Source organism: Halorubrum sp. Ea8 (assembly GCF_002252925.1).
Classification (GTDB): domain Archaea; phylum Halobacteriota; class Halobacteria; order Halobacteriales; family Haloferacaceae; genus Halorubrum.
The window spans coordinates 45,661-69,064 of record NZ_NHPF01000097.1 but is presented as its reverse complement, the minus strand read 5'-3'; the positions used below and the strand labels follow the sequence as shown (position 1 = coordinate 69,064).

The 23,404-nt window shown below is 70.3% G+C and carries 22 protein-coding genes; 9 read left to right on the top strand and 13 right to left on the bottom strand.

All coding sequences use genetic code 11. The features are described from left to right. Nucleotides 1–72 precede the first annotated feature (72 nt). On the bottom strand, nucleotides 73–1,365 hold the full coding sequence (locus DJ74_RS10945) for a DNA double-strand break repair nuclease NurA (protein ID WP_094527264.1): 1,293 nt from the start codon (nucleotides 1,363–1,365) through the stop codon (nucleotides 73–75). Between the two features lie 160 nt (nucleotides 1,366–1,525). Beyond that, nucleotides 1,526–1,858, bottom strand: a complete 333-nt coding sequence (locus tag DJ74_RS10940) for a hypothetical protein (RefSeq protein WP_241881523.1) — start codon at nucleotides 1,856–1,858, stop codon at nucleotides 1,526–1,528. A 273-nt stretch (nucleotides 1,859–2,131) separates the two neighbouring features. On the opposite strand from DJ74_RS10940, the gene DJ74_RS10935 reads away from it, so the two are divergent. After that, nucleotides 2,132–4,042 (top strand): methyl-accepting chemotaxis protein, encoded by a 1,911-nt coding sequence (locus DJ74_RS10935; RefSeq protein WP_094527263.1) that lies wholly within the window; start codon nucleotides 2,132–2,134, stop codon nucleotides 4,040–4,042. 34 nt (nucleotides 4,043–4,076) lie between these two features. On the opposite strand, the gene DJ74_RS10930 is transcribed toward DJ74_RS10935, so the two are convergent. Continuing rightward, nucleotides 4,077–4,526 carry a hypothetical protein gene (locus DJ74_RS10930; protein WP_094527262.1) on the bottom strand — a complete coding sequence of 150 codons (450 nt, stop codon included), beginning with the start codon at nucleotides 4,524–4,526 and terminating at the stop codon, nucleotides 4,077–4,079. After that, nucleotides 4,526–5,029, bottom strand: a complete 504-nt coding sequence (locus DJ74_RS10925; protein WP_170938348.1) for a DUF2240 family protein — start codon at nucleotides 5,027–5,029, stop codon at nucleotides 4,526–4,528. The genes DJ74_RS10930 and DJ74_RS10925 overlap by 1 nt, the downstream gene beginning before the upstream one ends. Nucleotides 5,030–5,159: 130 nt before the next feature. On the opposite strand from DJ74_RS10925, the gene DJ74_RS10920 reads away from it, so the two are divergent. The 3 genes from DJ74_RS10920 to DJ74_RS10910 all read left to right on the top strand — a co-directional run bounded on the left by DJ74_RS10920 (nucleotide 5,160) and on the right by DJ74_RS10910 (nucleotide 7,309). Continuing rightward, on the top strand, nucleotides 5,160–6,044 hold the full coding sequence (locus DJ74_RS10920) for an aldo/keto reductase (RefSeq protein WP_094527261.1): 885 nt from the start codon (nucleotides 5,160–5,162) through the stop codon (nucleotides 6,042–6,044). Nucleotides 6,045–6,053: 9 nt separating this feature from the next. Further along, complete coding sequence (locus tag DJ74_RS10915; protein ID WP_094527260.1) at nucleotides 6,054–6,833, top strand: class I SAM-dependent methyltransferase; 780 nt, start codon at nucleotides 6,054–6,056, stop codon at nucleotides 6,831–6,833. Nucleotides 6,834–6,946: 113 nt separating this feature from the next. After that, nucleotides 6,947–7,309: a hypothetical protein gene (locus tag DJ74_RS10910; RefSeq protein ID WP_094527259.1), complete on the top strand. Its 363-nt coding sequence runs from the start codon at nucleotides 6,947–6,949 to the stop codon at nucleotides 7,307–7,309. Nucleotides 7,310–7,396: 87 nt separating this feature from the next. On the opposite strand, the gene DJ74_RS10905 is transcribed toward DJ74_RS10910, so the two are convergent. Further along, a complete protein-coding gene (locus tag DJ74_RS10905; protein WP_094527258.1) occupies nucleotides 7,397–8,860 on the bottom strand; it encodes a Na+/H+ antiporter NhaC family protein in 1,464 nt (487 codons plus the stop codon). 224 nt (nucleotides 8,861–9,084) lie between these two features. Between DJ74_RS10905 and DJ74_RS10900 the strand changes: the two genes are divergently transcribed. The 3 genes from DJ74_RS10900 to DJ74_RS10890 all read left to right on the top strand — a co-directional run bounded on the left by DJ74_RS10900 (nucleotide 9,085) and on the right by DJ74_RS10890 (nucleotide 12,647). Then, a complete protein-coding gene (locus tag DJ74_RS10900) occupies nucleotides 9,085–10,071 on the top strand; it encodes a GTPase (protein ID WP_094527257.1) in 987 nt (328 codons plus the stop codon). Nucleotides 10,072–10,168: 97 nt separating this feature from the next. Then, nucleotides 10,169–11,491: a histidine--tRNA ligase gene (gene hisS, locus DJ74_RS10895; protein ID WP_094527256.1), complete on the top strand. Its 1,323-nt coding sequence runs from the start codon at nucleotides 10,169–10,171 to the stop codon at nucleotides 11,489–11,491. A 79-nt stretch (nucleotides 11,492–11,570) separates the two neighbouring features. Next, a complete protein-coding gene (locus tag DJ74_RS10890) occupies nucleotides 11,571–12,647 on the top strand; it encodes a CNNM domain-containing protein (RefSeq protein WP_094527255.1) in 1,077 nt (358 codons plus the stop codon). 70 nt (nucleotides 12,648–12,717) lie between these two features. Here DJ74_RS10890 and DJ74_RS10885 read toward each other — a convergent pair whose 3' ends face one another. The 8 genes from DJ74_RS10885 to DJ74_RS10850 form a co-directional block, all read right to left on the bottom strand. Beyond that, the gene (locus DJ74_RS10885) at nucleotides 12,718–13,167 is read right to left on the bottom strand and encodes a DoxX family protein (RefSeq protein ID WP_094525851.1); all 450 of its coding nucleotides are present in this window, start codon (nucleotides 13,165–13,167) and stop codon (nucleotides 12,718–12,720) included. 106 nt (nucleotides 13,168–13,273) lie between these two features. Further along, the gene (locus DJ74_RS10880; RefSeq protein ID WP_094527254.1) at nucleotides 13,274–14,053 is read right to left on the bottom strand and encodes an ABC transporter permease; all 780 of its coding nucleotides are present in this window, start codon (nucleotides 14,051–14,053) and stop codon (nucleotides 13,274–13,276) included. Beyond that, entirely contained in the window at nucleotides 14,019–15,329 is a 1,311-nt protein-coding gene (locus DJ74_RS10875) for an ABC transporter substrate-binding protein (protein WP_094527253.1), read from the bottom strand. The genes DJ74_RS10880 and DJ74_RS10875 overlap by 35 nt, the downstream gene beginning before the upstream one ends. Continuing rightward, on the bottom strand, nucleotides 15,326–16,174 hold the full coding sequence (locus DJ74_RS10870; protein ID WP_094525857.1) for an ABC transporter ATP-binding protein: 849 nt from the start codon (nucleotides 16,172–16,174) through the stop codon (nucleotides 15,326–15,328). The genes DJ74_RS10875 and DJ74_RS10870 overlap by 4 nt, the downstream gene beginning before the upstream one ends. Nucleotides 16,175–16,177: 3 nt before the next feature. Next, the gene (locus tag DJ74_RS10865) at nucleotides 16,178–17,131 is read right to left on the bottom strand and encodes an ABC transporter substrate-binding protein (RefSeq protein WP_094525858.1); all 954 of its coding nucleotides are present in this window, start codon (nucleotides 17,129–17,131) and stop codon (nucleotides 16,178–16,180) included. Nucleotides 17,132–17,376: 245 nt separating this feature from the next. After that, nucleotides 17,377–18,195, bottom strand: coding sequence for a hypothetical protein (locus DJ74_RS10860; RefSeq protein WP_094527252.1), 819 nt, complete (start codon nucleotides 18,193–18,195; stop codon nucleotides 17,377–17,379). A gap of 22 nt (nucleotides 18,196–18,217) precedes the next feature. Then, complete coding sequence (locus DJ74_RS10855; RefSeq protein WP_094527251.1) at nucleotides 18,218–18,811, bottom strand: DJ-1/PfpI family protein; 594 nt, start codon at nucleotides 18,809–18,811, stop codon at nucleotides 18,218–18,220. A gap of 413 nt (nucleotides 18,812–19,224) precedes the next feature. After that, nucleotides 19,225–20,127, bottom strand: a complete 903-nt coding sequence (locus DJ74_RS10850; protein WP_094525861.1) for an acyltransferase — start codon at nucleotides 20,125–20,127, stop codon at nucleotides 19,225–19,227. Between the two features lie 241 nt (nucleotides 20,128–20,368). On the opposite strand from DJ74_RS10850, the gene fmdA reads away from it, so the two are divergent. Together fmdA and DJ74_RS10840 are read left to right on the top strand one after the other, a co-directional pair. Continuing rightward, nucleotides 20,369–21,640 carry a formamidase gene (fmdA, locus tag DJ74_RS10845; protein WP_094525862.1) on the top strand — a complete coding sequence of 424 codons (1,272 nt, stop codon included), beginning with the start codon at nucleotides 20,369–20,371 and terminating at the stop codon, nucleotides 21,638–21,640. Between the two features lie 15 nt (nucleotides 21,641–21,655). After that, on the top strand, nucleotides 21,656–23,329 hold the full coding sequence (locus tag DJ74_RS10840) for a TCP-1/cpn60 chaperonin family protein (protein WP_094527250.1): 1,674 nt from the start codon (nucleotides 21,656–21,658) through the stop codon (nucleotides 23,327–23,329). Nucleotides 23,330–23,404: the final 75 nt, after the last annotated feature.

Below are 23,404 nucleotides of genomic sequence, written 5' to 3'. Positions count from 1 at the left end.
CCTCGCGCGTGCTCCTCGGCCGCGATGCGGCCTCGCAGGCACGCGCCGACCACGTCGGCGGGGTCAGAAGCGTTAGAAGTCCGCCTTGCCCCACCGCAGGTCGTCGTACGTCGCCTGCTGGTCGCTGTCGAAGCGCTCCTCGAACTTCCGGCGGAGCGCCGCCTTCTCGGTGGCGTCGATCCGCGCCAGTTCGTCGGCCTTCGCCACCGCCTCGGGCGGACCGCGGGTCGTGGCCACCTCGGCGAGGACCTGCCGAGTGAGCCGGTCCCGCGTATCGGCGTCGCGGGTGAACGCGTACGGCGCCTCCAGCTTGTAGGTCACGTCGGTCCGCGGGTCGTACACGATCATGAACGTGGGCTCGTACAGCTCGGGATCGAGCTCGCGGTCGATCCCGAGCGCGTCGCCGTCGGCCGCCATCGTCGCGTCGGCGCCCCCGCGGCTTCTAAACCAGGTGGTGAACGTGAGCGCGTCGTCGAGGCGGTCGCCGCGGGCGCTTCCGGACGGGTCGCCGGCCCCGCCGCCGCTGGACTGCCCCGCGTCGTCCCGCCGCTCCAGCAGTCGGGTGAACAGCGCGGTGTCGTCCGGCCAGGGCGGCTCGACCCCCTTCCGCGCCAGCGTCCGGACGATCGTCCCGCTGGAGGGGTTCTTCACGAAGCCGGCGAGCGGCACGTCGCGTTCGACGAAGCGCTCGACCAGCCGGACGTACTTCTCGACGACCGCGCGGGGCTTCGCCTCGCGGGCGAGCGCGCCCAGTTCCGGGTTGCGGTCCTCCCACGTGAACAGCTCCTTCGGGTAGATCGGGCCGTCCAGGACGAGCAGGTCGTCGACCTCGTCGGCGTGGTCGAGCGCGTGGGTTCCCTCGGCGAGGTACAGCGCGAGCGCGTGGACCACGCCCTCCGCGTACCGGTTCACCCGCGGCGCGTGGAGCACGCGCTGTCGGGTGTGCCCGTCGTCGCGCTGCCGCCAGTCGTCGTCGAAGTCGGCGGTGGAGTCGCCGGCGTGGACGGTGGCGACGATCGTGCGGTCGCGGTGGAGGTCCAAGTCCGTCGGGTCGCTCGCCATCGCGGCGTGGGCCACGTCGACGACGAGGCCGTTTTTAAACGTCGTCGGGTTGATCGTGCCGGAGTCGAGCCCGTGAACCGTCTCGAACGGGCGCTCGGCGAGGGCGGCGTCGTCGACGGGGGCCAGCCGGCGCTCGTGGTCGCCCACCGGCTCGATCACGACGCGGCCGTCGCGGCGGAGCTCGGGGAGCCAGTCGCGCCACACCCGCCCCGCGAGGTCGTCGTGGTCGGTCGTGTCCACGTCGCTCGCGATCCCGTACGCGAGCCGCGCGATGTTCTCGACGTGGATCGGATCGAGCGTCACGGCCGTACCGCGGTTCGGAGGGATATAAAACGCGTCGGCTCGGGGAGCGAGACCGCGAGCGGGACGAAATCGACGCGGTCGGCCTCCCGGTTGCGGACGGCGTTCCCTCGTCGCGTGGACCGCCGACCCCTCACGTCCCCCCGTGTGGACCGCCGACTCCTCACGTCCCCCCGTCGCGTGGATCGCCGGCTCCGCTGATCTCCCCTTCGTGCGGGTCGCCGCGCGGGGCGCCGCTCTCCCGGCTCTCCTCGCCGGTCGGTTCCGCCGCGATTTTGCTCTGTAATCGGTCGAGCCCGAGCGTGAGAACGAAGAAGCTCCCGCCGACGTAGAGGAGCGACTGCGGCTCGGCGACGAGTCGGCTTATCAGGCCGTTTCCGTAGCCGATCACGCTGCTCAGGTATCCCAGTACCGACGTGGTCCATCCGAGTCCCGTGAGGCCGGTGAGCTGGTTAAGCAGGTCTTTATCGAATTCGCGTGTCAGTTCGGGCCGCATGGGAATAGTATCATCACCTTAACGAGGGCTACTCCGGGACGGTACATAAATTATTTTCATGGTAAGAAGAACGTATATTTTGTGTGAATGTACGGACTTCGAGAACGTCTCCGTCCTCCGCCTGTCTCCGGTCCACCGGTTTTCGGTGGTGTCGGCCGAACCGGCCTCCGGATCCCGGATTGCGGCTTTCTCCGGCGTCTGGGCACGATTTACGGTATCAGTCGTAATATTCGGGAAGGGGGATATTTTAACCGGTGGGGTCGACCTCCGGTCATGACCGAACCAGCCACTGGGTCAGCGGCGGACGCGTCCGGACCGTCCGGCGTGGGGCACACGATCCGAGAGATCGTCCGATACGTCCCGGACGGCACGTCCATGCCGAAGGAGATGTGGGGCGGCCGGCACCGGAACGTCCTGATCGCGATCGCGGTACAGGTGCCGTTTCTGATCGCGTTGGGGCTGTACAGCGGGACCGAGCCGTTCACCGGCGCGGAGATCCCCGCGACGCCGCTTTGGATGCTCGGCGGCTTCGTCGCGATCATCCTCGGCACGGCGGGGCTGGCGAACGTGTCTCGGCTCGGTCGACGCCAGCGGACGGTGCTCGCGGCGTTCAGCCTCATGACCGTCTCGATGGCGTTGGTGAAGCTGTCCGGCGGCTACATCGAGGCGCACTTCAGCTTCTTCGTGTTCGTGGCGGTGCTCGCCCTGTACGAGGACTGGGTCCCGTTCGCCGTCGGCGTCGGGTACGTCGCCATCGGCCACGGCGCGTTCAGCCTGATCGACGCGAGCCTCGTCTACAACCACGCCGCGGCGATCGAGAACCCGATCATCTGGGGCGGAATTCACGCGTTCTTCATCCTCGGGCTCGTGGGCGCGCTGATGGTCAACTGGTACTCCATCGAGAAGTCGCGCGAGGAGGCGCAGCGCCAGCTCGACCTCGTCGCCGAGCAGAAGTCGGAGATCCAAGACGTCGAGGAGGCGAAGGCGGAAGTCGAGAAGCGCCGCGAGGAGGTCGAGCGGCTGAACGACCACCTCGAGACGAAGGCCGACGACTACAGCGCGACGATGGACCGCGCGGCCGACGGCGACCTCACGGTCCGGCTGGACGCCGGCAGCGAGAGCGAGGCGATGGAGCAGATCGGCGCCGCGTTCAACGAGATGATGGACGACATCGAGTCGACGATGCGCGACGTCCAGTCGTTCGCGGGCGAGGTGTCCGCGGCCAGCGAGAAGACGGTCGAAGGCGTGGACACGGCCGAGGCGCGCAGCGAGGACGTGAGTCGGTCGGTCACGGAGATCGCAGAGGGAGCGGACGAGCAGCGCGAGATGCTCGAACAGGTCTCAGGCGAGATGAACAACCTCTCGGCGACGATCGAGGAGGTCGCTTCCTCGACGGAGACCGTCGCGGACGCGGCCCAGCAGACCGCGTCGATCGCAAACGAGGGACAGGACACCGCCGGCGAGGCGATCGACAGCGTCGGCGAGTCCCGCGAATCGATCGGCGCGACCGCGGAGAAGGTCAGGGTCCTCGACGAGCGGATGGACGACATCGGCGAGATCGTCGACCTGATAAGCGACATCGCGGAACAGACGAACCTGCTCGCGCTCAACGCCAACATCGAGGCCGCGCGGGCCGGCGGCGGCGGCGGCGGGAGCGACGGGTTCGCCGTCGTCGCCGACGAGGTGAAACAGCTCGCCGAGGAGACCCAGGAGGCGGCCCAGGAGATCGAGGAGCTCATCGCCGGCACGCAGTCGCAGACGCAGGCGACCGTCGAGGAGGTCCGGACGGCCGAGGAGCATATGGAGGCCAGCGCCGAGGCCGTCAGCGACGCCGCGGACGCGTTCGCCGAGGTGGCGGGCAACGCCGCCGAGACCGACGACGGGATCCGCGAGATCAGCAAGGCGACCGACGACCAGGCCGCGAGCACCGAGGAGACGGTGTCGATGGTCGAGGAGGTGGCAGGGATCAGCAAGTCGACCGCCGACGAGGCCGACGACGTCAGCGAGGCGGCCGACGAGCAGCTCGCCGCGATGTCGCAGGCGACGGCCGAGGCCGGTTCGCTCGCCGATCAGGCCGAGCGGCTCCGCGCGCTGCTCCGGAAGTTCGAGGTCGGTGGAGAGTCGCCCGACGACCCGTCGGCGTCGCGCAACGTCGCGATGGGCGACGGCGGCCGGTCGGACTGAGACGCCGCCGCGGACGGCCCGACGGCGGTCCCTTTTATATCGCGTCGACGACGGCCGCCAGCACCGGCAGCGCGCGCTTCACCTGCGCGCCGTCCTCGACGAAGACCAGCGTCCGCGGCGGGCGGACCGCCTTCGGTCTGACGCGGAGGCCCGCCTCGTCGGCCGCGGCGGCGGCGAGTCCGGGGATATCGGGCGCGTCGGACGAGTCGACAGCATCCGTCTCACGGTCCGCGTCGCCGCCGACGAACTCGACCCGGACGCGGTCGGGGTGGACGTACACCTCGGCGACTTCGCGCCCGACGCCGTCGCCGCCGGCCTCGCCCTCGCGAACGATCCGGTACGCGAGCGCGCCGTCGGTTGTCGGCTCGACGTCGGGGTCGGCGTCGGCGAGCGCGAGGTCCCGCAGGCGCCCCTCGTTGCCGGAGACCTCCGACGCGAGCAGCTGGCCGATCCGGACGCCGTCGGTCAGTCGGTCCGCGACCATCAGGCGTCACCCGCGGCGTCGGTCGCCGCCTCGTCGGCGTCGCCGGACGGCTCTCCGGCGGCGGCGAGTTCCTCGCGCACGTCGGCCGCGAGGTGATCGACCGCGGCGCCGTGCTCCTTCGCGACGAGGACCGCGGCCGCCTCGATGGTGACCGCGAGCGCGCGCTGTCGCTCGTTGATCGCGGCGACCGCGCGCTGCTTCTCGACGCCGGCCGCGACGATAGCGTCGAGGGCGGTCTCGAAGGTGGACTGCTCCCGGAGGATCGACTCGTCGGGCGCGAACCCCTCCGGGACGAACACGTCGTCGGGGTCGAAGCGCGCGACGAGGTCGCCGTCCTCCTCGGCGACCAGCCCGCGGCCGACGGCGACGTCGACCAGCCGCTTCGCCTGGTCCGGCGAGAACCAGTCGCGGTCGAGCGACAGCGCGACGACGAACTCGCCCTCGCCCAGCCGCTCCTTCGCGCGGTGTTTGAACGGGACGGCGACGGCGACCTCCAAGCTCATGTTCGATCGGCGGGGGGTCGACGGCGGTAAACCTACCGGACCGCGGAGCGCGTTCGGAGCACCCGCGACGGTCGGCCCGTCAGGCCGGGCGCCGCCAACCGTTATGCCCCACCGGCGCGATGGCGCACGTATGGAGACCCGCCCGCTCGGTGACACCGGTCACCACAGCAGCGTGATGACGTTCGGCGCGATCGCGCTCAACTGGCTCGAACAGGAGGGCGCGAACCAGCTCGTCGAGCACGTCCTCGACTACGGCGTCAACCACTTCGACGTGGCGCCGACGTACGGCGACGCGGAGCTGAAGCTCGGCCCGAAACTCCGCCAGCACCGCGAGGAGATATTCCTCGGCTGTAAGACCCAAGAGCGGACGTACGAGGGCGCGTGGCGCAAGCTCGACCGCTCGCTGAACCGCCTCGGCGTCGACAAGATCGACCTGTATCAGCTCCACGGGCTCGAGTACGACGAGGAACTGGACGCGATCACGGGCGACGACGGCGCGCTCGCGGCGTTTCGCGAGGCCAAAGAGCAGGGGCTGATCGACCACATCGGGCTGACGAGCCACGGCGACCCCGACCTCATCCTCGACGCGCTCGACCGCATCGACGACCTCGAGACCGTGATGTTCCCGCTGAACCCCGTCGTCGCCGGCAAGGACGGCGACGAATACGACTACGAGGCCGTCCTCGCCCGGGCCGAGGCGGAGGACGTCGGCACGCTCGGGATCAAGGCGTTCGCCGGCGGCTCGTGGCCGCCGACCGACGAGCTCCCCGAGGCGGACCGGCCGTTCGCGAACTGGTACCGCCCGGTCACCGCCCCCGACGAGGTCCGCGAGCGGTTCGATTTCGCCGCCGCGCAGGGGCTCACCAGCGTCGTCAGCGCCGGCGACCCGAAGCTCGTCACCATGATCCTCGAGGCCGCCGCCGACTTCACCGGGATGGACGAGACCGCCCAGCGGTCGCTGATCGAGCGGGTCCGCCACGAAGACAGCCCGGTTCCCGAACAGCTGCACCACTGAGCCCGGAGCATGGACGTCCCGAAGACGGTCGCGGCCGCGCTCGAGGACCGACCGGTGGCCGGGAAGCGCTGTCTGGAGGCCGGGGCGGGCGCCGGGAACGCGACCGCCGGACTGCTCGCGAACGGCGCCGCCCGGGTGTACGCCGTGACGAACGACCGGGGCCACGCGCTGACGACGCGACGGCGCGTCGGTGACGGCGGCGGCGACACCGACAGTGACGGGAACGGCGGCGACGACGGTGACGGGAACGACGCCACCGTCGACGACCGACTGGCGGTGCTGGAGGCGGACCTCCGGGCGGTCCCGCTCCCCGACGACTCCGTCGACCTGATCACCGCGCACGGTCTCTGTAACGTCCTCGACCCCGCGGCGCTGTCGGCGGTCGCCGCGGAGCTCTCGCGGGTCGCGGCCCCGGGCGCGCACCTCGTCGTCGACGACTACGACCCGCTCCCGGACGACGCCGCGATCCGCGAGCTGTTCGCCGTCGAGAACGCCGCGTCGGAGCTGGCCCGCGGCCGCCCGGCGCTCACCTTCTACCCGGCGGCGTTCCTGCGGCGGTTCTTCGCGGGGCACGGCTGGGAGTTCGAACGGGAGCGGACGCTGCTGAAGCCGGTGCCCTGGACCGAGAGTCACGTCTCCGCCCACGCCGACGAGGCCGCGACCGTGGCCGCGGACTGCCCCGGTGAGTCCGGCGACGCGCTGGCGGCGACCGCTCGTCGGCTCGCGGGCGAGATCGGGTCGGAATCGGTCGGGCGGATGTACGGTCTCGCGTTCCGCCTCCCGGACTGAAAGCCTCGGAACCGCGATTCCGACGGGACTCCCCGCGATCGGGAGGCCCCGTGCCGAACGCGGGGTGCTGCATTCATCAGTGGCGCGCGCGATTCCCGAAACGGGGAGACACCATGGTCGTAAGCGTTCATCACTACGAGCTGGCGGAGTCGGCGTCCCCGTCGGATTTCCGCGACGCGGTAGCGGAGGCCGTCGACCGCGGGCTGTTCGAGGGCGTTCCCGGGCTGGTCGAACACCGGATCGGCCGCGGTATCAGAGGGGACCGGGCCGGGGAGTTCGCGGCCGTTTGGGTGTACGAGAGCCGAGAGGCGTGGGCGGACGTCTGGGGACCGGCGGGTGACCCGGTGGCGAAGACCGAGTACCCGGACGACTGGCTCACGTGGGAGGACGAACTGCTGGATCCGTTGCTCGCCGACGATCCCGACGCGATCGAGTACACCTCGTACGAACTCATCGCCGAGAGCGGCGACGAGTAAGTCGCCGGGACAACTCACCGGCTGACGGGTTCGACAGGCAGGGACGAACCGGCGGGAACGCGTCGGCCGACCGCCGCCGTCGACCCGTCAGTCGTCGTCGGTCGCCGCGGGCGCCGTCGCCGCGGAGCCGACGCCCGCGTCGGTCGGCGTCGCGTTCAGGCTGTAGCCGGTCGCGGCCATCGCGAACAGCACGAGCGGCGAGAGGAACGCGAACAGGTAGTACGGCGCGTACTCCAGCGTCGGCACGTCGGTGACGCCCGCCATGTAGACGGCGCCCGCGTGCCACGGGAACAGCGCGCCGGTCGGCGTCCCCGCCGCCTCGACGGCGCGGGAGAGCTGGTCGGTGTCCATCCCGAACTCCTCGTAGGTGTTCCGGAGCGTGACGCTCGGGAGCACGATGCTCATGTACTGCTGCGCGGTGAGCGCGTTGATGACGATCGCCGAGACGCCGGTGCCGGCGACGAGCGCGCCCGGGCTCCGCACGGCGGAGGTGAAGGCGTGAGCGATCACCGCCAACACGCCGGTCCGCTCCAAGATCCCGCCGAGCGAGAGCGCCGCGACGACGACCGTGATCGTCCACGCGGAGCCGGTGAGGCCGCCGGTCGCGAGCAGTTCGTTCACCAGTTCGGAGCCGGACTCGGGCGCGGTCCCGTACATGAACGTGTCCCACGCGGCGACGAACCCGGCGCCCTGGACGAACACCGTCGTGAGCACGCCGGCGAAGACGCCGGCGACGAGGGTCGGCAGGGGGGCGTACCCGCGCAGCGCCAGCCCGAAGGTGACGGCGAGGGGGACGAACGCGAGCAGCGTGATCGCGTACGTCCCGGCGAGCGCGCCTTGGATCTCGGCGATCCGGCCCGCGGGGATCGCGCCGCTGGCGCGGAGCCCGAGCGCGAGGAAGCCGAGCACCGCGAGCCCGAAGGCGACGAGGGTGCCGGTCCGCATCCGGCGAATGTGCGCGTACAGGTCCGTGTTCGCCACCCCGGCGGCGAGGTTCGTCGTGTCCGAGAGCGGCGACTGCTTGTCGCCGGCGTACGCGCCCGAAAGGACGGCCCCGACCGTCATCGGGTCCGGGACGCCGAGCCCGGCGCCGATGCCGACGAAGGCGACGCCGAGCGTGCCGACGGTGGTCCACGACGAGCCGATCGCGAAGGCGACGACCGCCGCGACGACCGCGGCGGCGGGGAGGAACGTCGCGGGCGTGAGCGTCTCCAGCCCGAAGTACATGAGCCCCGGAATCGTCCCGGCGCTCACCCACGTCGCGATGAGCCCGTAGATGGTGAAGATGATCAGCAGCGCCTGCAGCCCCATCACGAGACCGTTGGCGATGCCGTCGAACAGGTCGTCCCAGTCGTAGCCGAGCCAGAGGCCGAAGACGCCGACGAAGGCGATGCTCCAGAGGAGCGGCGCGTGCGGGTCGAGGCCGAGGACGGCCGAGCCGATACCGAGGAACGCCACGACCGCGAGGACCGGGACCAGCGCCGCCGCCAGGCTCGGACGGCGGTCCGGGTCGATGTCCTCGTACGTCGTGGGCGTGAACGAGCGTGCCATGAGCGACCGTATTCCTTTGAAGCATAAATATGTCTTGGAATATGCGTAGCGAAGATAACGATCGTTCATCGTCATCGACGCGGCGACGGGGGACTCCCGGCGAGGGAGCGTCGCCTCCGGTGACCGTCGCCGCCGAACCCCACCGCGTCCGACCGTGTGCCGCCGTGTCGCGCGGGTCCCCGAACGGACGGTCTTATACGCGTCGGTGGACAAGAACGGCCAACATGATATTTGAGGGCCTCCCGACGACCCCCCGATCGGAGGAACTCGTCGACAAGGCGTTCTCGCGGGCGGCCCGCGCGGGACGCGCGAAGCGCGGCCACGAGGCGCAGGAGTCGATGTTACGGACCGCCGGCAACGTCCTCTCGGACAACCTGGAGAACGTCGTCGTCTCGTGGCCGGACTTCGGCTTCGACGTCGACCCGTTCTACTACGAGCTCGCCGACGCCATCGTCGACGTCGACCGCCTCCGGCAGGCGCTCTCGCAGGTGATGTGGGCCAGCCGTCAGATCGAGGACCTGCGCGACGAGTACACGACGAAAGTCCGGAATTCCGACGTCGACACCGCGCGCAAACACCGGAAACAGGCGTTCGCGCGCATGGCCGACGTGATGGACCAGATCGAAGAGGACCTGCGGTACATCGGCGACTCGCGCGACCAGCTGAAGGTACTCCCGGACATCCGGCCCGACGAGCCCGCCATCGTCATCGCCGGCTATCCGAACGTCGGGAAGTCGTCGTTCGTCAACCGCGTCACCCGCGCCTCCAACGAGATCGCGGAGTACCCGTTCACGACCCGCGGCGTCCAGATCGGTCACTTCGAGCGGGACCACGTCCGGTACCAGATCGTCGACACCCCCGGCCTGCTCGACCGCCCGGAAGAGGACCGAAACGACATCGAGCGGCAGGCGGTCAGCGCACTCGAACACCTCGCCGACGTCGTCGTCTTCGTGCTCGACCCCTCCGGCGACTGCGGCTACCCGCTGGACGTCCAGCTGGAGCTGCGCGAGGAGGTCCGCGAGCTGTTCGGCGACGCGGTCCCGTTCCTCACCGTGGCGAACAAACACGACCGCTTCGAGGCGGTGCGGGCGGAGTCCGTCGACGCGACGATGAGCGTGACCGAGGACGAGAACGTCGAGGACGTCCTCGACATGGCCGTCGAGGCGGCCGCGTTCGAGCCGGACCTCCCGACGCGCGACGGCGGGGAGTAGCCGGAGAGGCGAGGCGGCGGCGAGCGAGGCGGCGGCGAGCGAGCCGCCGCGGCCCCGAAAGGATGCTTTCAAGCGGGCGCTCGCCGAACCGACGCGTATGTACGACGGTCTCAAGGGATTCCGCGACTTCTACCCCGGGGAGCAGTCCGCACGCCGGGAAGTGACCGACGCGATCGAGGACGCCGCGAGCCGGTACGGCTTCCGCGAGATCGCCACCCCCGCCCTAGAGCGGACGGAGATGTACGTCGACAAGTCCGGCGAGGAGATCGTCGAGGAGCTGTACGCCTTCGACGACAAGGGCGGCCGCGGCGTCTCCATGACGCCGGAGCTCACCCCCACCGTCGCCCGGATGGTCGTCGCGAAGGGCCAGGAGCTGTCGAAGCCGATCAAGTGGGTCTCCACCCGCCCGTTCTGGCGCTACGAGCAGGTCCAGCAGGGCCGGTTCCGCGAGTTCTACCAGACGAACATCGACGTGTTCGGCTCGTCCGCGCCCGAGGCCGACGCCGAGGTGCTCGCGGTCGCCGCCGACGCGCTCACCGACCTCGGGCTCACCGGCGACGACTTCGAGTTCCGCGTCTCGCACCGCGACATCCTCGGCGGGCTCGTCCGGGCGCTCGCCGCCGATCCCGACACGGTCGACACCGCCGCGGCGATCCGCGCGGTCGACAAGCGCGCGAAGGTCGACGACGGCGAGTACCTCGGACTCCTCTCGGACGCGGGGCTCGACCGCGCGACCGCCCGCGAGTTCGACGACCTCATCTCGGGCGTCGACGCCCCCGAGGACCTCGACGCGGTGGCCGAGGCCGGCGGCGAGGAGGTCGCGGCCGCGGTCGAGAACCTGCGGAACGTGCTCGCCGCGGCCGACGACTTCGGCGCGGGCGAGTTCTGCGAGATCTCGCTGACGACCGCCCGCGGGCTCGACTACTACACCGGCGTCGTCTTCGAGTGCTTCGACTCCACGGGCGAGGTGTCACGCTCGGTCTTCGGCGGCGGGCGCTACGACGACCTGATCGAGAGCTTCGGCGGCCAACCGACTCCCGCGGTCGGAGTCGCGCCCGGCCACGCCACCCTCAAGCTCCTCTGTCAGCGCGCCGGCGTCTGGCCCGACGAGGAGCTCTCGACCGACTACTACGTGCTCAGCGTGGGCGACACGCGGGGCGAGGCGGCCGCGCTCGCCCGCGACCTCCGCGCGCTCGACGACGGCGTCGTCGTCGAGAGCGACGTCTCCGGTCGCTCGTTCGGCGCCCAACTCGGCTACGCCGACTCGATCAACGCCGAGACCGTCGTGGTCGTCGGCGAGCGCGACCTCGGGAACGGCGAGTACACGGTGAAAGACATGGCGAGCGGCGACGAGACGACCGTGCCGGTCGAGGAGTTCCCGCCCGAGGACGGGCTCTCGACGTACGAGGACGACGAGTAGCGGGCGGCGGACGACGAGTCGCGACGAGACGGCGGGAGTCCTGAATCCTTTTCAGGGTCGCGACGGGACCGGAGGAACGATGATCCCGCTCGCGACAGCGATGCCGCCGACCGAGGTCGCCCTCCGCGTGGCGGCCGGCGTCGCCCTCATCCTGATCAACGCGTACTTCGTGGCGGTCGAGTTCGCCCTCACGCGGCTCCGGCAGTATCCGGAGTCGGAGATCGACACCCCCGGACTGCGGCGCGCGTGGGAGATGACGGACGACCTGGAGTTCTACCTCACCACCTGTCAGGTGTGGATCTCCGGGACGAGTATCGCCCTCGGTATCGTCGCGGAGCCGGGGCTCGCGGCGCTGTTCGCGCCGATATTCGCGAACACGGCGTTCGCGTCAGCGGGCGCCGGGTCGCTGCTGGGCTTTTTCATCATCAACATGGTCCACCTCACCCACGGCGAGCAGACCCCGACGTACCTCGGCGTCGAGCGCTCGAAGCAGGTCGCCGGGTACGGCGCGCGGCCGCTGTACTGGTTCGCGTGGCTCATCTCGCCGCTGATCAAGTTCGGCGACTGGGTCGCGAAGGCCACCCTCGGGCTGTTCGGCGTCGAGATGACCGGGTCGTGGACCGAGACCGAAAGCGAGGTGTTGGAGACGCGCGCGGAGCTCCGCAACCGCCTCGGGTCGATGATGGAGGAGGTCGAGCTCCCCGAGGAGCGCCGCGAGGAGGTCCTCAACGCGCTCGCCGTCGACGAGCTCGGCGTGGCGGACCTGATGACGCCGGCCGACGAGGTCGTCTCGCTGTCGACGTCGGCGTCGATCGAGGAGAACCTCGACCGGATTCGCGACACGCCGCACACGCGGTTCCCGCTCGTGGGCGACGGTCCGAACGACTTCGAAGGGATCGTGTACGCCCCGTCGATCGTGAGCCGCTTCGAGGAGCTCCGGGCGGGGGCGACGACGTTCGAGGAGATCGCCGCCCCGCCGGTGACGGTCTCGCCGGAGACGAGCATCAGCGACGCATACGACCAGTTCCAGGCTGAGTCACAGGAGCTCGCGCTCGTCATCGAGGACGGCGAGATCGTCGGGCTCCTCACCGCGACCGACGCGCTGGAGGCGGTGATGGGACAGCTCGAGGACCCGCTCGACGCGGGCGATCTGTAGGCGGTCGGCGTCGACCGCGACGGCGACGGGGGAGCGCTCTCGTCACGGCCGCGACGGCGACGCAGGAGCGCTACTCGAACGCCTCGCGCAGGAACACTAGGGCCCCGCCCAGCATCGCGAGGTTACCGAAGAAGGCCAGCCGCTCGCCGCTCTTGTCGTCCTCGTCGGCGTTCCAGAAGTCGTGCATCGTCGCGGTCACGACCGTCAGGAACGTCACGGCCGCACCCGTCGTGATACGGGGGGCTCGCCACAGCGCGATCCCGATCCCCGAGACGAGCATCATCCCCGACGCGAACGGGGCCGCGAGGTCGGGGGCGGGGACCCCGGCCGACTCCGCGTACTCGATCGTCTCGTCCATGTCGCGGAAGTCCTCGGAGGCCTGCGCCGCCAGTCCGACCCCGAGCAGCACGCGGCCGAGCCGCGAGGGCGCGCCGCGGCCGCCGGTCGTCGGCTCCTCGTCGCCCGGCGTCGTCTCGGCCGCCTCGGTGTCGCCGGCGTCGTCGGTGTCGTCGTCGGTCATGTGTGGACGCACGGTAGCGTGCCACATAAATCGACGTGCGGGATGACGCGGACATCGACGTGCGAGAGGGCGCGGAGCGCGCGGGCGTCGGGCGGCGGTCGCCGACTTATCCCCAGTTCCACCGGGCGTGGAGCCGGCGGACCGACAGGTCGAGCCAGAAGCCGATGAAGCCGATCACCAGCATGATCGCGGGGATCTCCGCGTAGGAGAACCGGTCGCGGGCGTCGAGGATGAGGTAGCCCAGCCCGGTGTTGACCCCGAGCATCTCCGCGGGGACGAGGATGATCCAGAGGATGCCGATCGAGAGGCGGATCCCCGTCAGCATGTCCGGGATCACCGCGGGGACGACGACCCGGCGGAGCAGGGCGCGCGTGTCGCCGCCGAGCGACTCGCCGACCGTGATCCAGTCGTCGTCGATGGTCGCGATCCCGTGGGCGGTGTTCAACACGATCGGCCAGAGGCCGGCCATGAACATCACGAACACCGCGGACCGGGTCCCCACGCCGAAGACGATGATGGCGATCGGGAACCACGCCAGCGGGGAGATCATCCGCATGAACTGGAAGAGGACCGTGGTCGCCCGCTCGGCCGCCTCGAAGTAGCCGACGACGATCCCCACGGGGAGCCCGACCGTCAGGCAGAGCGCGAGCGCGAGCCCGAACCGGTAGACGCTGACGAGCACGTGGTCGTAGAACTCGGGCGAGACGACGAGCTCGGCGAGGACGGCGACCGTCGCCGCCGGCGCGAAGTTCGTGATGATGCCGCTCCCGAGCGCCGTCACCGCCCACCAGACGGCGAGGCCGCCGAGGAGTCCGACCGCCGGCAGCAGGCGGCCGCGCTCCCCGAGCAGCTCAGAACCGTATCGTCTCCTGTCTCTCGTAGCCATCTTCCTCTGGGACGTCGAACGCCGGCGGGCCGCCGGCTTCTTCTAACGCTGTGCGAACGGGGTCGTACGCGACGAGGTCGTCGGCGACCTCGGCGGGCTCTAACTCGTCGAGGAAGGCGTCCTCGCCCTCCACGCGGGTCTCGCGCATGCGACGGATCAGCTCCTCCGTGTACGAGGGGTACGGGTACGGGTAGAAGCCGATCCGGTCGATGTCCCACTCCTCGTTGCGGATCGCGCCCGATTCGAGGTACGGCTCGTGCTCGTCGTAGTGGGTGAGCGCGCGGTCGATCGGCTCGGGCCCCTGCGGCAGCAGGCCGCTCTCCGCCGAGGAGAGCAGCCGCGCGGCCTCGGACCGATTCCCTCGGAGGTACTGTTGGGCGTCGACGAGCCCGCTCATCACGTCGGTCGTCCACTCCGGCCGCGACTGCACCAGCTCCTCGCGCATCACGACGACGCAGCAGGCGTGCTCGCGCCAGACGTCGCCGGTGAACCGCAGGATCTTCCCGCCGGCGTCGAGCTCGCCGATCGCGTTGAACGGCTCGGCGACGATGTACCCCTCGATGGAGCCGTTCTCGAGCGCCGCGGGCATGTCCGGCGGCGGCGTCACGACGAGGTTCACCTCGTCGTCCGCCACCTCGTCGGCGGAGGAGTCCGTTCGGGGCGTGAGCCCGTGCTCGCGGAGCCCCATCTGGAGGATGACGTTGTGGATCGAGTACCAGAACGGGACGGCGACGGTGCCGCCGCCGAGGTCCGCCCACTCGTCGATCTCCTGTTGGACCGTCAGCGCGGAGCCGTCGGTGTGGTCCCACGCGACGACCTGCACGTTCGCGTCCAGCTCGTCGCCGTAGCGCATCCACACCGTCATCGGCATCAGAAAGTGGGCGACGTTGACCTCGCCGGAGAGGAACGCCTCCGCGAGGTCGGACCAGCCGCGGAACAGTTTCGGCTCGGCGGCGTCGACGCCGTGGTCGGCGAAGTGGTCGTTGGCGTATCCCGTCAACAGGGGCGCCGAGTCCGTGATCGGGAGGTAGCCGATCTCCGCGGTCGGCGGGCCGTCGCCCTCCCCGCCGCCCCCGAGACAGCCGGCCGTCGAGCCGACGCCGGCCGCCGCGAGCGACGCCAGCCCGGACTCCTTCATGAATTCGCGTCGGGAGAGCCCGCTCGTGCGGGCCGTCTCCGAGGGGTTCCGCCAGCCGGCGCCGCCGACGAGCTCGCGCGCGCTCTCGGCGACATCGGGGTCGACGTCGTCGTGGTTCGTGTGATGATCGTGCGTCATTCGAGTCCAACCGCCTCCAACTGTTCGAAGGTCGCCGCCCGCTCCGCGAGGAACGCCTCGTCGTCCCGCGACCGCGTCTCGCTGTCGATCCGCTCGACGTGTTCGATGCCCGCCGGGACCGGTCCCATTATCGCGACGCGGTCACCGAGGTACACCGCCTCGTCGATGTCGTGCGTGACGAACACGGCGGTGACGCCGAGCTCGTCGACGATCCGCAACAGCTCGTCCTGCAGCTCCATCTTCGTCAGCTGGTCGAGCGCAGAGAACGGCTCGTCGAGGAGCAGCACCTCGGGCTCGTTCGCGAGCGTCCGCGCGAGCGACGCGCGCTGCGCCATCCCGCCCGACAGGTCCGCGGTGTCGGCGTCCGCGACGCCGTCGAGCCCGACGAGGTCGAGCAGCTCGTCGATCAGGTCGGGGTCGGGCTCCTCGCCGCGGAGCTTCGGGCCGACTTCGACGTTCTCTCGCACCGAGAGCCACGGGTACAGCAGGGGGTCCTGGAAGACGACGCCCCACCGGTAGTCCGGGCCCGTCACCCGGTCGCCGTCGATCTCGACGCGGCCGCCGGTCGGCTCTTCGAGTCCCGCGAGCAGGTGCAGGAGGGTCGTCTTGCCGCAGCCGGACGGGCCGAGCAGACAGCAGACCTCGCCGGGGTCGACCGCGAGGTCGAGCCCGTCGAAGACGAGGGTCTCGTCGTACCGCTTCGTGAGGTCGCTGGCGACGACCGGCGCCGCGCCGGTCGTTCGACGGCCGTCGGCGTCGGCGCCGACCGCGGACGCGGATTCGGGCCGGACGGCGGACTCCTCGTCGCCGTCGTCGGTCGCCGCCGCGCGGGACTCGAGGGACATCGATCAGTCCGCCGTCGCCTCGGGCTCGTCCTCTTCGGACGCCGCCTCGTCGTCCGGGATGACGCCCTCGTCATCGAGCTCTTCCGCGGTCCCGATGTCAGCGTCGTCGGGGACGAACCCCTTCTCGCGCATCCAGTCCGTGGTCGCGCCGATCCGGTCCTCGTCGGGGGCGCGCACGGGGAGGAACTCGCGGAGCTCGAACTCCTCGCGGAGCCGGTCGAAGTTCACGTCGTCGAAGGCCGCCTTGTCGGCCGCCTCGTCTTCCAGCAGCCCGACGTACCGGTCGGTGTACCCGTCGAGGTCGTCGTTGATGTCGGCGACCGCGCGGTTCAGCGCCGCGAGGAACCCCTCCAGCTTCTCCGGCTCGGGCTGCTCGCGCGTGGTGATGGCGGCGCGGCACGGGCCGTCGAACACCTCCTTCAGCTCCTCGTCGTAGCGGCCGAGCGTGACGAACGGCTCCAGCACCGCGATGGAGTCGACCTCGCCCTCTTTCACCGCGTCGAAGCGCTCCTCCGCCTCGCCGACGTGTTCGAGGACTACCTCGTCGTCCTCGAACCCCTCGTTCTCCAGCATCTCGCGCATCGAGTAGAAAGAGGTGGCGTACTTGTTGATCCCGACGGAGCGACCGCGCAGGTCGTCGATGGTCTCGGCGTCGTCGTCGGCGTCAACGAACACGACGCGGTCCCACTCGCTGTAGGAGCCGACGATGTCGCGGTCGGTCTCGGAGACCTCTTGGACCGCGTTCCACTCGCAGACGCCGTGGGTGCCGCCGTCCTCGTCCATGTCGTCCCACCAGTCGGCGTCGAAGGCGTTCTCGCCCTCGAAGTCCTGCGTCCCGGGCGCGAAGTACGAGAGGTCGGCGTCGACGCCCTCGTCCTCGAAGTACCCGTTCTCTTCCGCGACGTCTTGCACCAGTCTCCACGTGAAGTATTCGTGGGAGACATTGAGATCTGACATCGAATGCTTCTTAGTTTTATTGTAAGGTATAGCTCCGGAAACCGACAAGGATGAGCGGTGCAACCGGCTTCGCGCAAATGTTGCGGCGGCCGAACGGGTTCGGTCGGCGGTTCGGCGGAAACGGGATCGTCGATCGGCTCAAAACGCCGTCTCACGGGCGTTTTCGGCCGAGTGAGCGAACGGTTCGCATCCGAGATAGCAACAATACTTGTTCGTTTCTCCGTCGCCGTCGGGATGTCTGCGCCTCAGGCCCGCTCTATCCGCTCCAGCAGCGTCGCCGTCGCGTCGGCGTCGAACGCCATCGGCCGTCGCCACCACGGCCCCTTCCCCGAGTCGCTGGACAGCGCCGTGACGAGGCGGTTCGCGTCCGCGCCCGCCTCGGGGTCGCTCAGGGGGACGACGCGCTCGAAGCGGCCCGACGCCGCCGGGTCGCCGGCGACGACGACCCGCGCGTCGAACGGGTCGCGCTTCAGGTGGGCGTTGGTCGGCGCGAGCGCGGCCGCCGACTCGCGGTCGACCGCGGCGTCGCCGGTCCCGCCCCCCGTCTCGGAGCGGTCGCCGTCACCGACCGCGAGCACCCGCTCGACGCGGATACCGGCGAACAGGTACGCGCCCCAGTCGGGGGCGAGGTCGGCGTCGGGCGCGGGGTCGCCGTCGACCGCCGCGTCGGCCGACGCCCCGCCCGGCCCCGGCCAGCCGTGCGGCCGAAGCGACAGCGTCGCGTAGAACAGCAGCCAGTCGCCCGGGGCGAGGCCGGCGATCCGGCCGGCCTTCACGCCGTGGGGGTCGCCGTACGTCGCGCGGTCGCGGCCGTGGACGCCGGGGAGTTCCGGATCCAAGTGGACCGGCGTCGCGTGCAAGTCGGAGGGCACCGCGAAGGGGAGGTCGAGGTCGGCGTACGTCGGAAGCGGCTCGTCGACCGGGAATCGCTCGCGCGGGAGCGTCGCCGCCGACTCGGGGATCGGCACGTACGCGAACGACCCGTCCGGGTAGACGGGCCCGCGGAAACCGGGCTGGTTCGTGTTGGCGGCGACGTTGACGGCGACGGCGCGTGGGTCGCGCATTAAAAAGGGGAGTCCGGACGGGTCACTCCGCCGCGGCGGCGGGCGCGTCGTGGTCGATCTCGGTGCCGAGCAGGTCGAGGAACCCCGCGATCCACTCCGGGTGGTCGGGCCACGCCTGCCCGGTGACGAGGTTCCCGTCCGTCGTCACGCCGTCGACCCACGAGCAGCCGGCGGCCTCGACCTCGGGCCTGACCGCGGGGTAGGCGGTGATCTCGTAGCCGTCGAGCACGCCCGCGGCCGCGAGGATCTGCGGGCCGTGGCAGATCGACGCGACGGGCTTGTCGGCCTCGAAGAAGTGGCGCACCGCGTCGAGCACCTCGTCGTAGCCGCGCAGGTACTCGGGCGCGCGCCCGCCGGGGACGACCAGCGCGTCGTAGTCGGTCGGGTCGACGTCGTCGAACCCGTGAGTGAGTTCGAAGTCGTGCCCCCGGGTCTCCAGGTACGTCTGATCGCCGCGGAAGTCGTGGATCGCGGTCTTGACGCTGTCTCCGCCCTCCTTCTCCGGGCAGACGGCGTGGACTTCGTGGCCCACCGCCTGCAGCGCCTGGAACGGGACCATGATCTCGTAGTCCTCTCCGAAGTCGCCGACGATCATCAGAATCCGTTGTCCTGTCATGTGTGCAACACCACTCGGATATACGCGCTGCTGTCAAATAACGGTACTGGCGAGCGATGACATACCACGCCGACACCGTGTGACCGACCGCTACCCGCTCGACGGCTATTGATAACTCAATCGCACGGCTCAATCGCACGGCGCGGCGGCGCGTGCCTGTGCGCGGCCGCCCGCGGCGGCCGCGAACAGCACCGCGCGAGGGACGCGGCGACCGAAGGGAGCCGCGAGGCTGGGGAGGCGTGAGGTGCGGTTGTTGTGTTGGGCGGGGCTTTGGAGGTGTTCGCTATCTCTCCGGCAGCAACGGGGTATATCCGAGCGGCCGGGGCGTTGGAGGCGCTCCACAGCGGGCGTCGATCAGTTATTTACGATTGATCGACCGGAGCGGTCGAACCGCGACGCACCGGTAGTCGGTCCTACTTCGGCGGCCGCAGGTCCCGCTGGAACTCGTCGAACTGGTCGAGGTCGTCGGGGAGGTCGTACTCGATCTCGCGCTCGTCCTGGTTGTCGGGGAGCCGTCCGTCCTCCAGGTCGGCGGCGGCCTCCTCCCAGCCCGGTTTCACGCGGACGCTGCGGGCGGGCGAGCCGACGACGACGTGGTGGGCCGGGACGTCGCCCTGCACGACCGAGCGCGCGCCGACGACGCTGTTCTCGCCGATCCGACAACCGGCGCGCACCATCGCGTCGTAGGTGACGCGGGCGTCCTCCTCGACGATCGTGTGGAAGTTGCGGACCTCGGTCTGATCGACGAGGTCGTGGTCGTGGCTGTAGAGGTGGACGCCGTCGGAGACCGACGCGCGGTCGCCGATCGTCAGCTTCCCCCGGTCGTCGAGGTGCACGTCGTCGTGGATCACGACGTTGTCGCCGACCTCGATGTTGTGGCCGTACGTGACGGAGATCCCCTTGAAAAAGCGGCAGTCGTCCCCGCACTCGGCGAACAGGTGGTTTCCGAGCATCTGGCGGAACCGGAGCGCGAACTCGACGTTGTCCGCCATCGGCGTCGCGTCGAACTGGCGCCAGAGCCACTGGAGGTGCTTCGAGCGCTGGAAGCGGTCCTCGTCCTTCTCGGCGTAGTACTCCGACTCCAGCGTCGCGTTGCACGGGTCGTACCCCTGCAGGCGGACGCGCTCGGCCCGCGACACCGACTCCCCGTCCTGCCACGCCTCCCAGCGCTCGCGGTCGCCGTGGAGGTCGATCAGGACGTCGCGAACGACGTTACAGGTGTCCTCGTCCGAGGAGAGCCGCTCGTCCACCTCGTCGATTAACCCTCGGACCCCGGCCTCTGCGCCGTCGGGGAGGGACACGTGTCGCTTTGTCATCGGGCCACCTTCGTCGCCGTGCTTCAAAGGGATTCGGTTGTGCGGCGGGCGCGCTTCAGCGACCGACGGTCGTGGCGCCCGCGCGCCGGCGATCGTGAGCAACAGGGCGATTCTCGGGACCGGAACTCGCGAGAGGCGACGTATCGGCGGCGAAGAGCCGTCCGAGATCATGTATTTTCAACATAATTATTGATTCAACAACACTTTTGAGACGGTTCGCTGTACTGATACGCGGTACCACATGCCAGAAGTAAAATTCGAGGTCGACGTCGACAGCCCGCCGGACGAGCAGCCGACGGCCAAGCCGTTCAACCGATGGCACCCCGACATCCCGGCCGTCGTGGAGGCGGAGCCGGGGGAGACGATTCGGCTCGAAGCGCTGGACTGGACGGGCGGACAGATATCGGACAACGACGACCCGAACGAGGTCAGGGACGTGGACCTGACGCAGGTGCATTACCTCGCCGGCCCGGTCCGCGTCGAGGGGGCTGAGCCCGGCGACCTGTTGAAAGTCGAGTTCCACGACATGGGACCGCTGAACGACCGCTCCGAGTTCGGCTTCACCGGGACCTTCTCCCAGCAGAACGGGGGCGGCTTCCTCACCGACCACTTCCCGGACGCCGCGAAGTCGATCTGGGAGATCAACGGGTACACCGTCTCCTCGCGGCACGTCCCCGACGTCCGCTACGAGGGGAAGATCCATCCGGGGCTCGCGGGCTGTGCGCCGAGCCAAGAGCTCCTCGAGGAGTGGAACGAACGGGAGCAGGAGCTGATCGACAAACACGAGGCGGACCCGAGCTCGATCCCGAATCACCCGACCGGAGAGGCGGAGCCGGGCGTCGCGAACCCGCCGACCACGGAGGGCGCACAGATGGGCGAGATGGACCCGGAGGAGGCGGAGGCGGCGGCCGAGGAGGCCGCGAGGACCGTACCGCCGCGCGAACACGGCGGGAACCACGACATCAAGGACCTCTCCATCGGCTCGACGGTGTACTTCCCCGTCTACGTCGAGGGGGCGAACTTCGCGCTGGGAGACTTCCACGCCTCGCAGGGCGACGGGGAGATCACGTTCTGCGGCGCGATCGAGATGGCGGCGTACGCGGACGTGGAGTTCGACCTGATCAAAGACGGGATGGAGAAACACGGCGTCGACCACCCGATCTTCGAACCCGGCCACCGCGGCCCCAACTTCGAGGACTACGTCACGTTCTGCGGCTACTCCGTGACCGAGGACGGCGAGCAGCGCTACATCGACTCGCACACCGCCTACCGCCGGGCGTGTCTGCAAGCCATCGACTACCTCAAGAAGTTCGGCTACACGGGTCAGCAGGCGCTCCATATCCTCGGGACGGTCCCCGCCGAGGGGCGCCAGAGCGGCGTCGTCGACGTTCCGAACGCGTGCTCGACGCTGGCGGTCCCGAAGGGCGTCTTCGAGTTCGACGTCTCCCCCGGTAACCTCGACAATCGGGCGGACCGCGGCGACCTCCTCGTCACCGACGACCCGCTCGAGTGAGCGAGACGATACGAGATGACGTTCACGACCGAAGCGACGGCGGGAGCGAGCACCGAAAGGGGACCCGACGATCCGCTCGGGCCCGGGAAGGCGATCGCGGCGACGCTCCGGAGCACGCTCGGCCCGAACGGGCTGGACAAGATGGTGATCGACCGGAGCGGAAGCGTCGTCGTGACGAACACCGGCGCGACCGTCCTCGACGGGCTGGAGATCGACGCCCCGATCGGCCGCGTGATACGGGACGCGGTTCAGGCGCACGCGCGGCACGTCGGCGACGGGACCACTACGACGGCCCTGCTCGTCGGCGCGCTCCTCGGCGCGGCCGACGGACTCGCCGATCAGGGCCTCCACCCGACCTCGATCGTGGACGGCTACGCCGGCGCGGCCTCGCACGCCCGCGACGCGCTCCGCGAGCTCAGCGTGCCGGTCGAGCCGGGCGACGAGCGGCTCCGAGAGGTCGCGTCGACGGCGGTCACGGGCCGCTGGGACGCGGCGTCTGCCCGGCGGTTCGCCGACATCACGGTGGACGCGCTGCGCGCGGTCGACTGCGACCCCGCCCGGCTCACGGTCCACGCGTATCCCGGCGGCGAACTGGCCGACTCGAAGCGGGTGAACGGGATCCTCGTCGATGTCGACGGCTCGTCGACGACGGTCGGCGAGTCCGGGGGCGGCGGCCGCCGAGCGCTCGCGGACCCGACGATCGCGCTCATCGACGGCGAGGTGGCCGTTCCCGCCGCCGAGGCGTCGGGACGGGTGACCGTTGAGAGCCCCGACGACCTCGCGGCCGTCAGGGAGCACGAACGGGCGAGCAGAAGCGGGCTGGTTCGGTCGGTCACGGACCGCGATGTCGACGTGCTCGTGTGTCAGAAGTCGATCGACCACGGGGCGAAGACCGAACTCGCGCGCGCCGGCGTGCTCCCCGTCGAGCGCACCAGACGGGACGAGTTCGACGCGATCGCTCGCGCCGCGAACGCGACCGCAGTGACCGCGGTCGCGGACCTCGACCGGGACGCGCTCGGGGCGGTCGGTTCGGTCCGCTGTCGGTCGGTCGGCGGCGGCGCCGTGATCGAGCTCTCGGGCCTCCCGGGCGAGTCGCACGAGTCGCTCCTCCTACGCGGCGGGACGCCGCACGTCGCCGAGGAGACGAAGCGGATCGTCGAGGACTGCCTCGCGGTCGCGCGTCACGCCGCTCGCGGCGGCGGCGCGGTTCCGGGCGGCGGCGCAGCCATGATGGCCGTCTCCCGCGCCGTGGCCGACCGCGCGTCGGGCGTCGACGATCGGTCGGCGCTCGCGGTGGAGGCGTTCGCGGACGCGGTGACCGTGATCCCGCGAACGCTCGCGAGGAACGCGGGCACGGACCCGATCGACGCATTGGTCGCGCTCCGCAACCGTCACCGCGACGGGGAGACGGCCGCCGGCGTCGCCCGCTCCGGCGCGGTCCGCGACATGTTCGACGCGGGCGCGGTCGAGCCGGTCGCGGTCCCCGCGCGCTGCCTCGAGACCGCGGTCCGGACCGCGGGGCTCGTGCTGCGCGTCGACGAGACGCTGGACGGGGAGGCGATCGAGGGGCACGGGGACGACGGCGACGGACGCGGTCATCCCGGGGACGACCGTCACGGCCACGGGAGCGACGGCGAAGGTGAAAGCGACGGTCACGCCGGCGGCTACCCGTGGGCGCTGAGCCACTGATCGGGCCGTCCGCCTCCGGCGGTCGCTTATGAATCGGCGCCGCAGTCCCGCGGCGTGGGGGAGACCGCACCCGCT

Coding starts and splice junctions, on each gene's coding strand:
- DJ74_RS10870 (WP_094525857.1), bottom strand. CDS start 16,174: ATGTCCCTCGAGTCCCGCGCGGCGGCGACCGACGACGGCGACGAGGAG.
- DJ74_RS10920 (WP_094527261.1), top strand. CDS start 5,160: ATGGAGACCCGCCCGCTCGGTGACACCGGTCACCACAGCAGCGTGATG.
- DJ74_RS10910 (WP_094527259.1), top strand. CDS start 6,947: ATGGTCGTAAGCGTTCATCACTACGAGCTGGCGGAGTCGGCGTCCCCG.
- fmdA (WP_094525862.1), top strand. CDS start 20,369: ATGCCAGAAGTAAAATTCGAGGTCGACGTCGACAGCCCGCCGGACGAG.
- DJ74_RS10880 (WP_094527254.1), bottom strand. CDS start 14,053: ATGGCTACGAGAGACAGGAGACGATACGGTTCTGAGCTGCTCGGGGAG.
- DJ74_RS10850 (WP_094525861.1), bottom strand. CDS start 20,127: ATGACAAAGCGACACGTGTCCCTCCCCGACGGCGCAGAGGCCGGGGTC.
- DJ74_RS10885 (WP_094525851.1), bottom strand. CDS start 13,167: ATGACCGACGACGACACCGACGACGCCGGCGACACCGAGGCGGCCGAG.
- DJ74_RS10865 (WP_094525858.1), bottom strand. CDS start 17,131: ATGTCAGATCTCAATGTCTCCCACGAATACTTCACGTGGAGACTGGTG.
- DJ74_RS10855 (WP_094527251.1), bottom strand. CDS start 18,811: ATGACAGGACAACGGATTCTGATGATCGTCGGCGACTTCGGAGAGGAC.
- DJ74_RS10925 (WP_170938348.1), bottom strand. CDS start 5,029: ATGAGCTTGGAGGTCGCCGTCGCCGTCCCGTTCAAACACCGCGCGAAG.
- DJ74_RS10860 (WP_094527252.1), bottom strand. CDS start 18,195: ATGCGCGACCCACGCGCCGTCGCCGTCAACGTCGCCGCCAACACGAAC.
- hisS (WP_094527256.1), top strand. CDS start 10,169: ATGTACGACGGTCTCAAGGGATTCCGCGACTTCTACCCCGGGGAGCAG.
- DJ74_RS10875 (WP_094527253.1), bottom strand. CDS start 15,329: ATGACGCACGATCATCACACGAACCACGACGACGTCGACCCCGATGTC.
- DJ74_RS10915 (WP_094527260.1), top strand. CDS start 6,054: ATGGACGTCCCGAAGACGGTCGCGGCCGCGCTCGAGGACCGACCGGTG.
- DJ74_RS10900 (WP_094527257.1), top strand. CDS start 9,085: ATGATATTTGAGGGCCTCCCGACGACCCCCCGATCGGAGGAACTCGTC.
- DJ74_RS10905 (WP_094527258.1), bottom strand. CDS start 8,860: ATGGCACGCTCGTTCACGCCCACGACGTACGAGGACATCGACCCGGAC.
- DJ74_RS10840 (WP_094527250.1), top strand. CDS start 21,656: ATGACGTTCACGACCGAAGCGACGGCGGGAGCGAGCACCGAAAGGGGA.
- DJ74_RS10935 (WP_094527263.1), top strand. CDS start 2,132: ATGACCGAACCAGCCACTGGGTCAGCGGCGGACGCGTCCGGACCGTCC.
- DJ74_RS10930 (WP_094527262.1), bottom strand. CDS start 4,526: ATGGTCGCGGACCGACTGACCGACGGCGTCCGGATCGGCCAGCTGCTC.
- DJ74_RS10890 (WP_094527255.1), top strand. CDS start 11,571: ATGATCCCGCTCGCGACAGCGATGCCGCCGACCGAGGTCGCCCTCCGC.
- DJ74_RS10940 (WP_241881523.1), bottom strand. CDS start 1,858: ATGCGGCCCGAACTGACACGCGAATTCGATAAAGACCTGCTTAACCAG.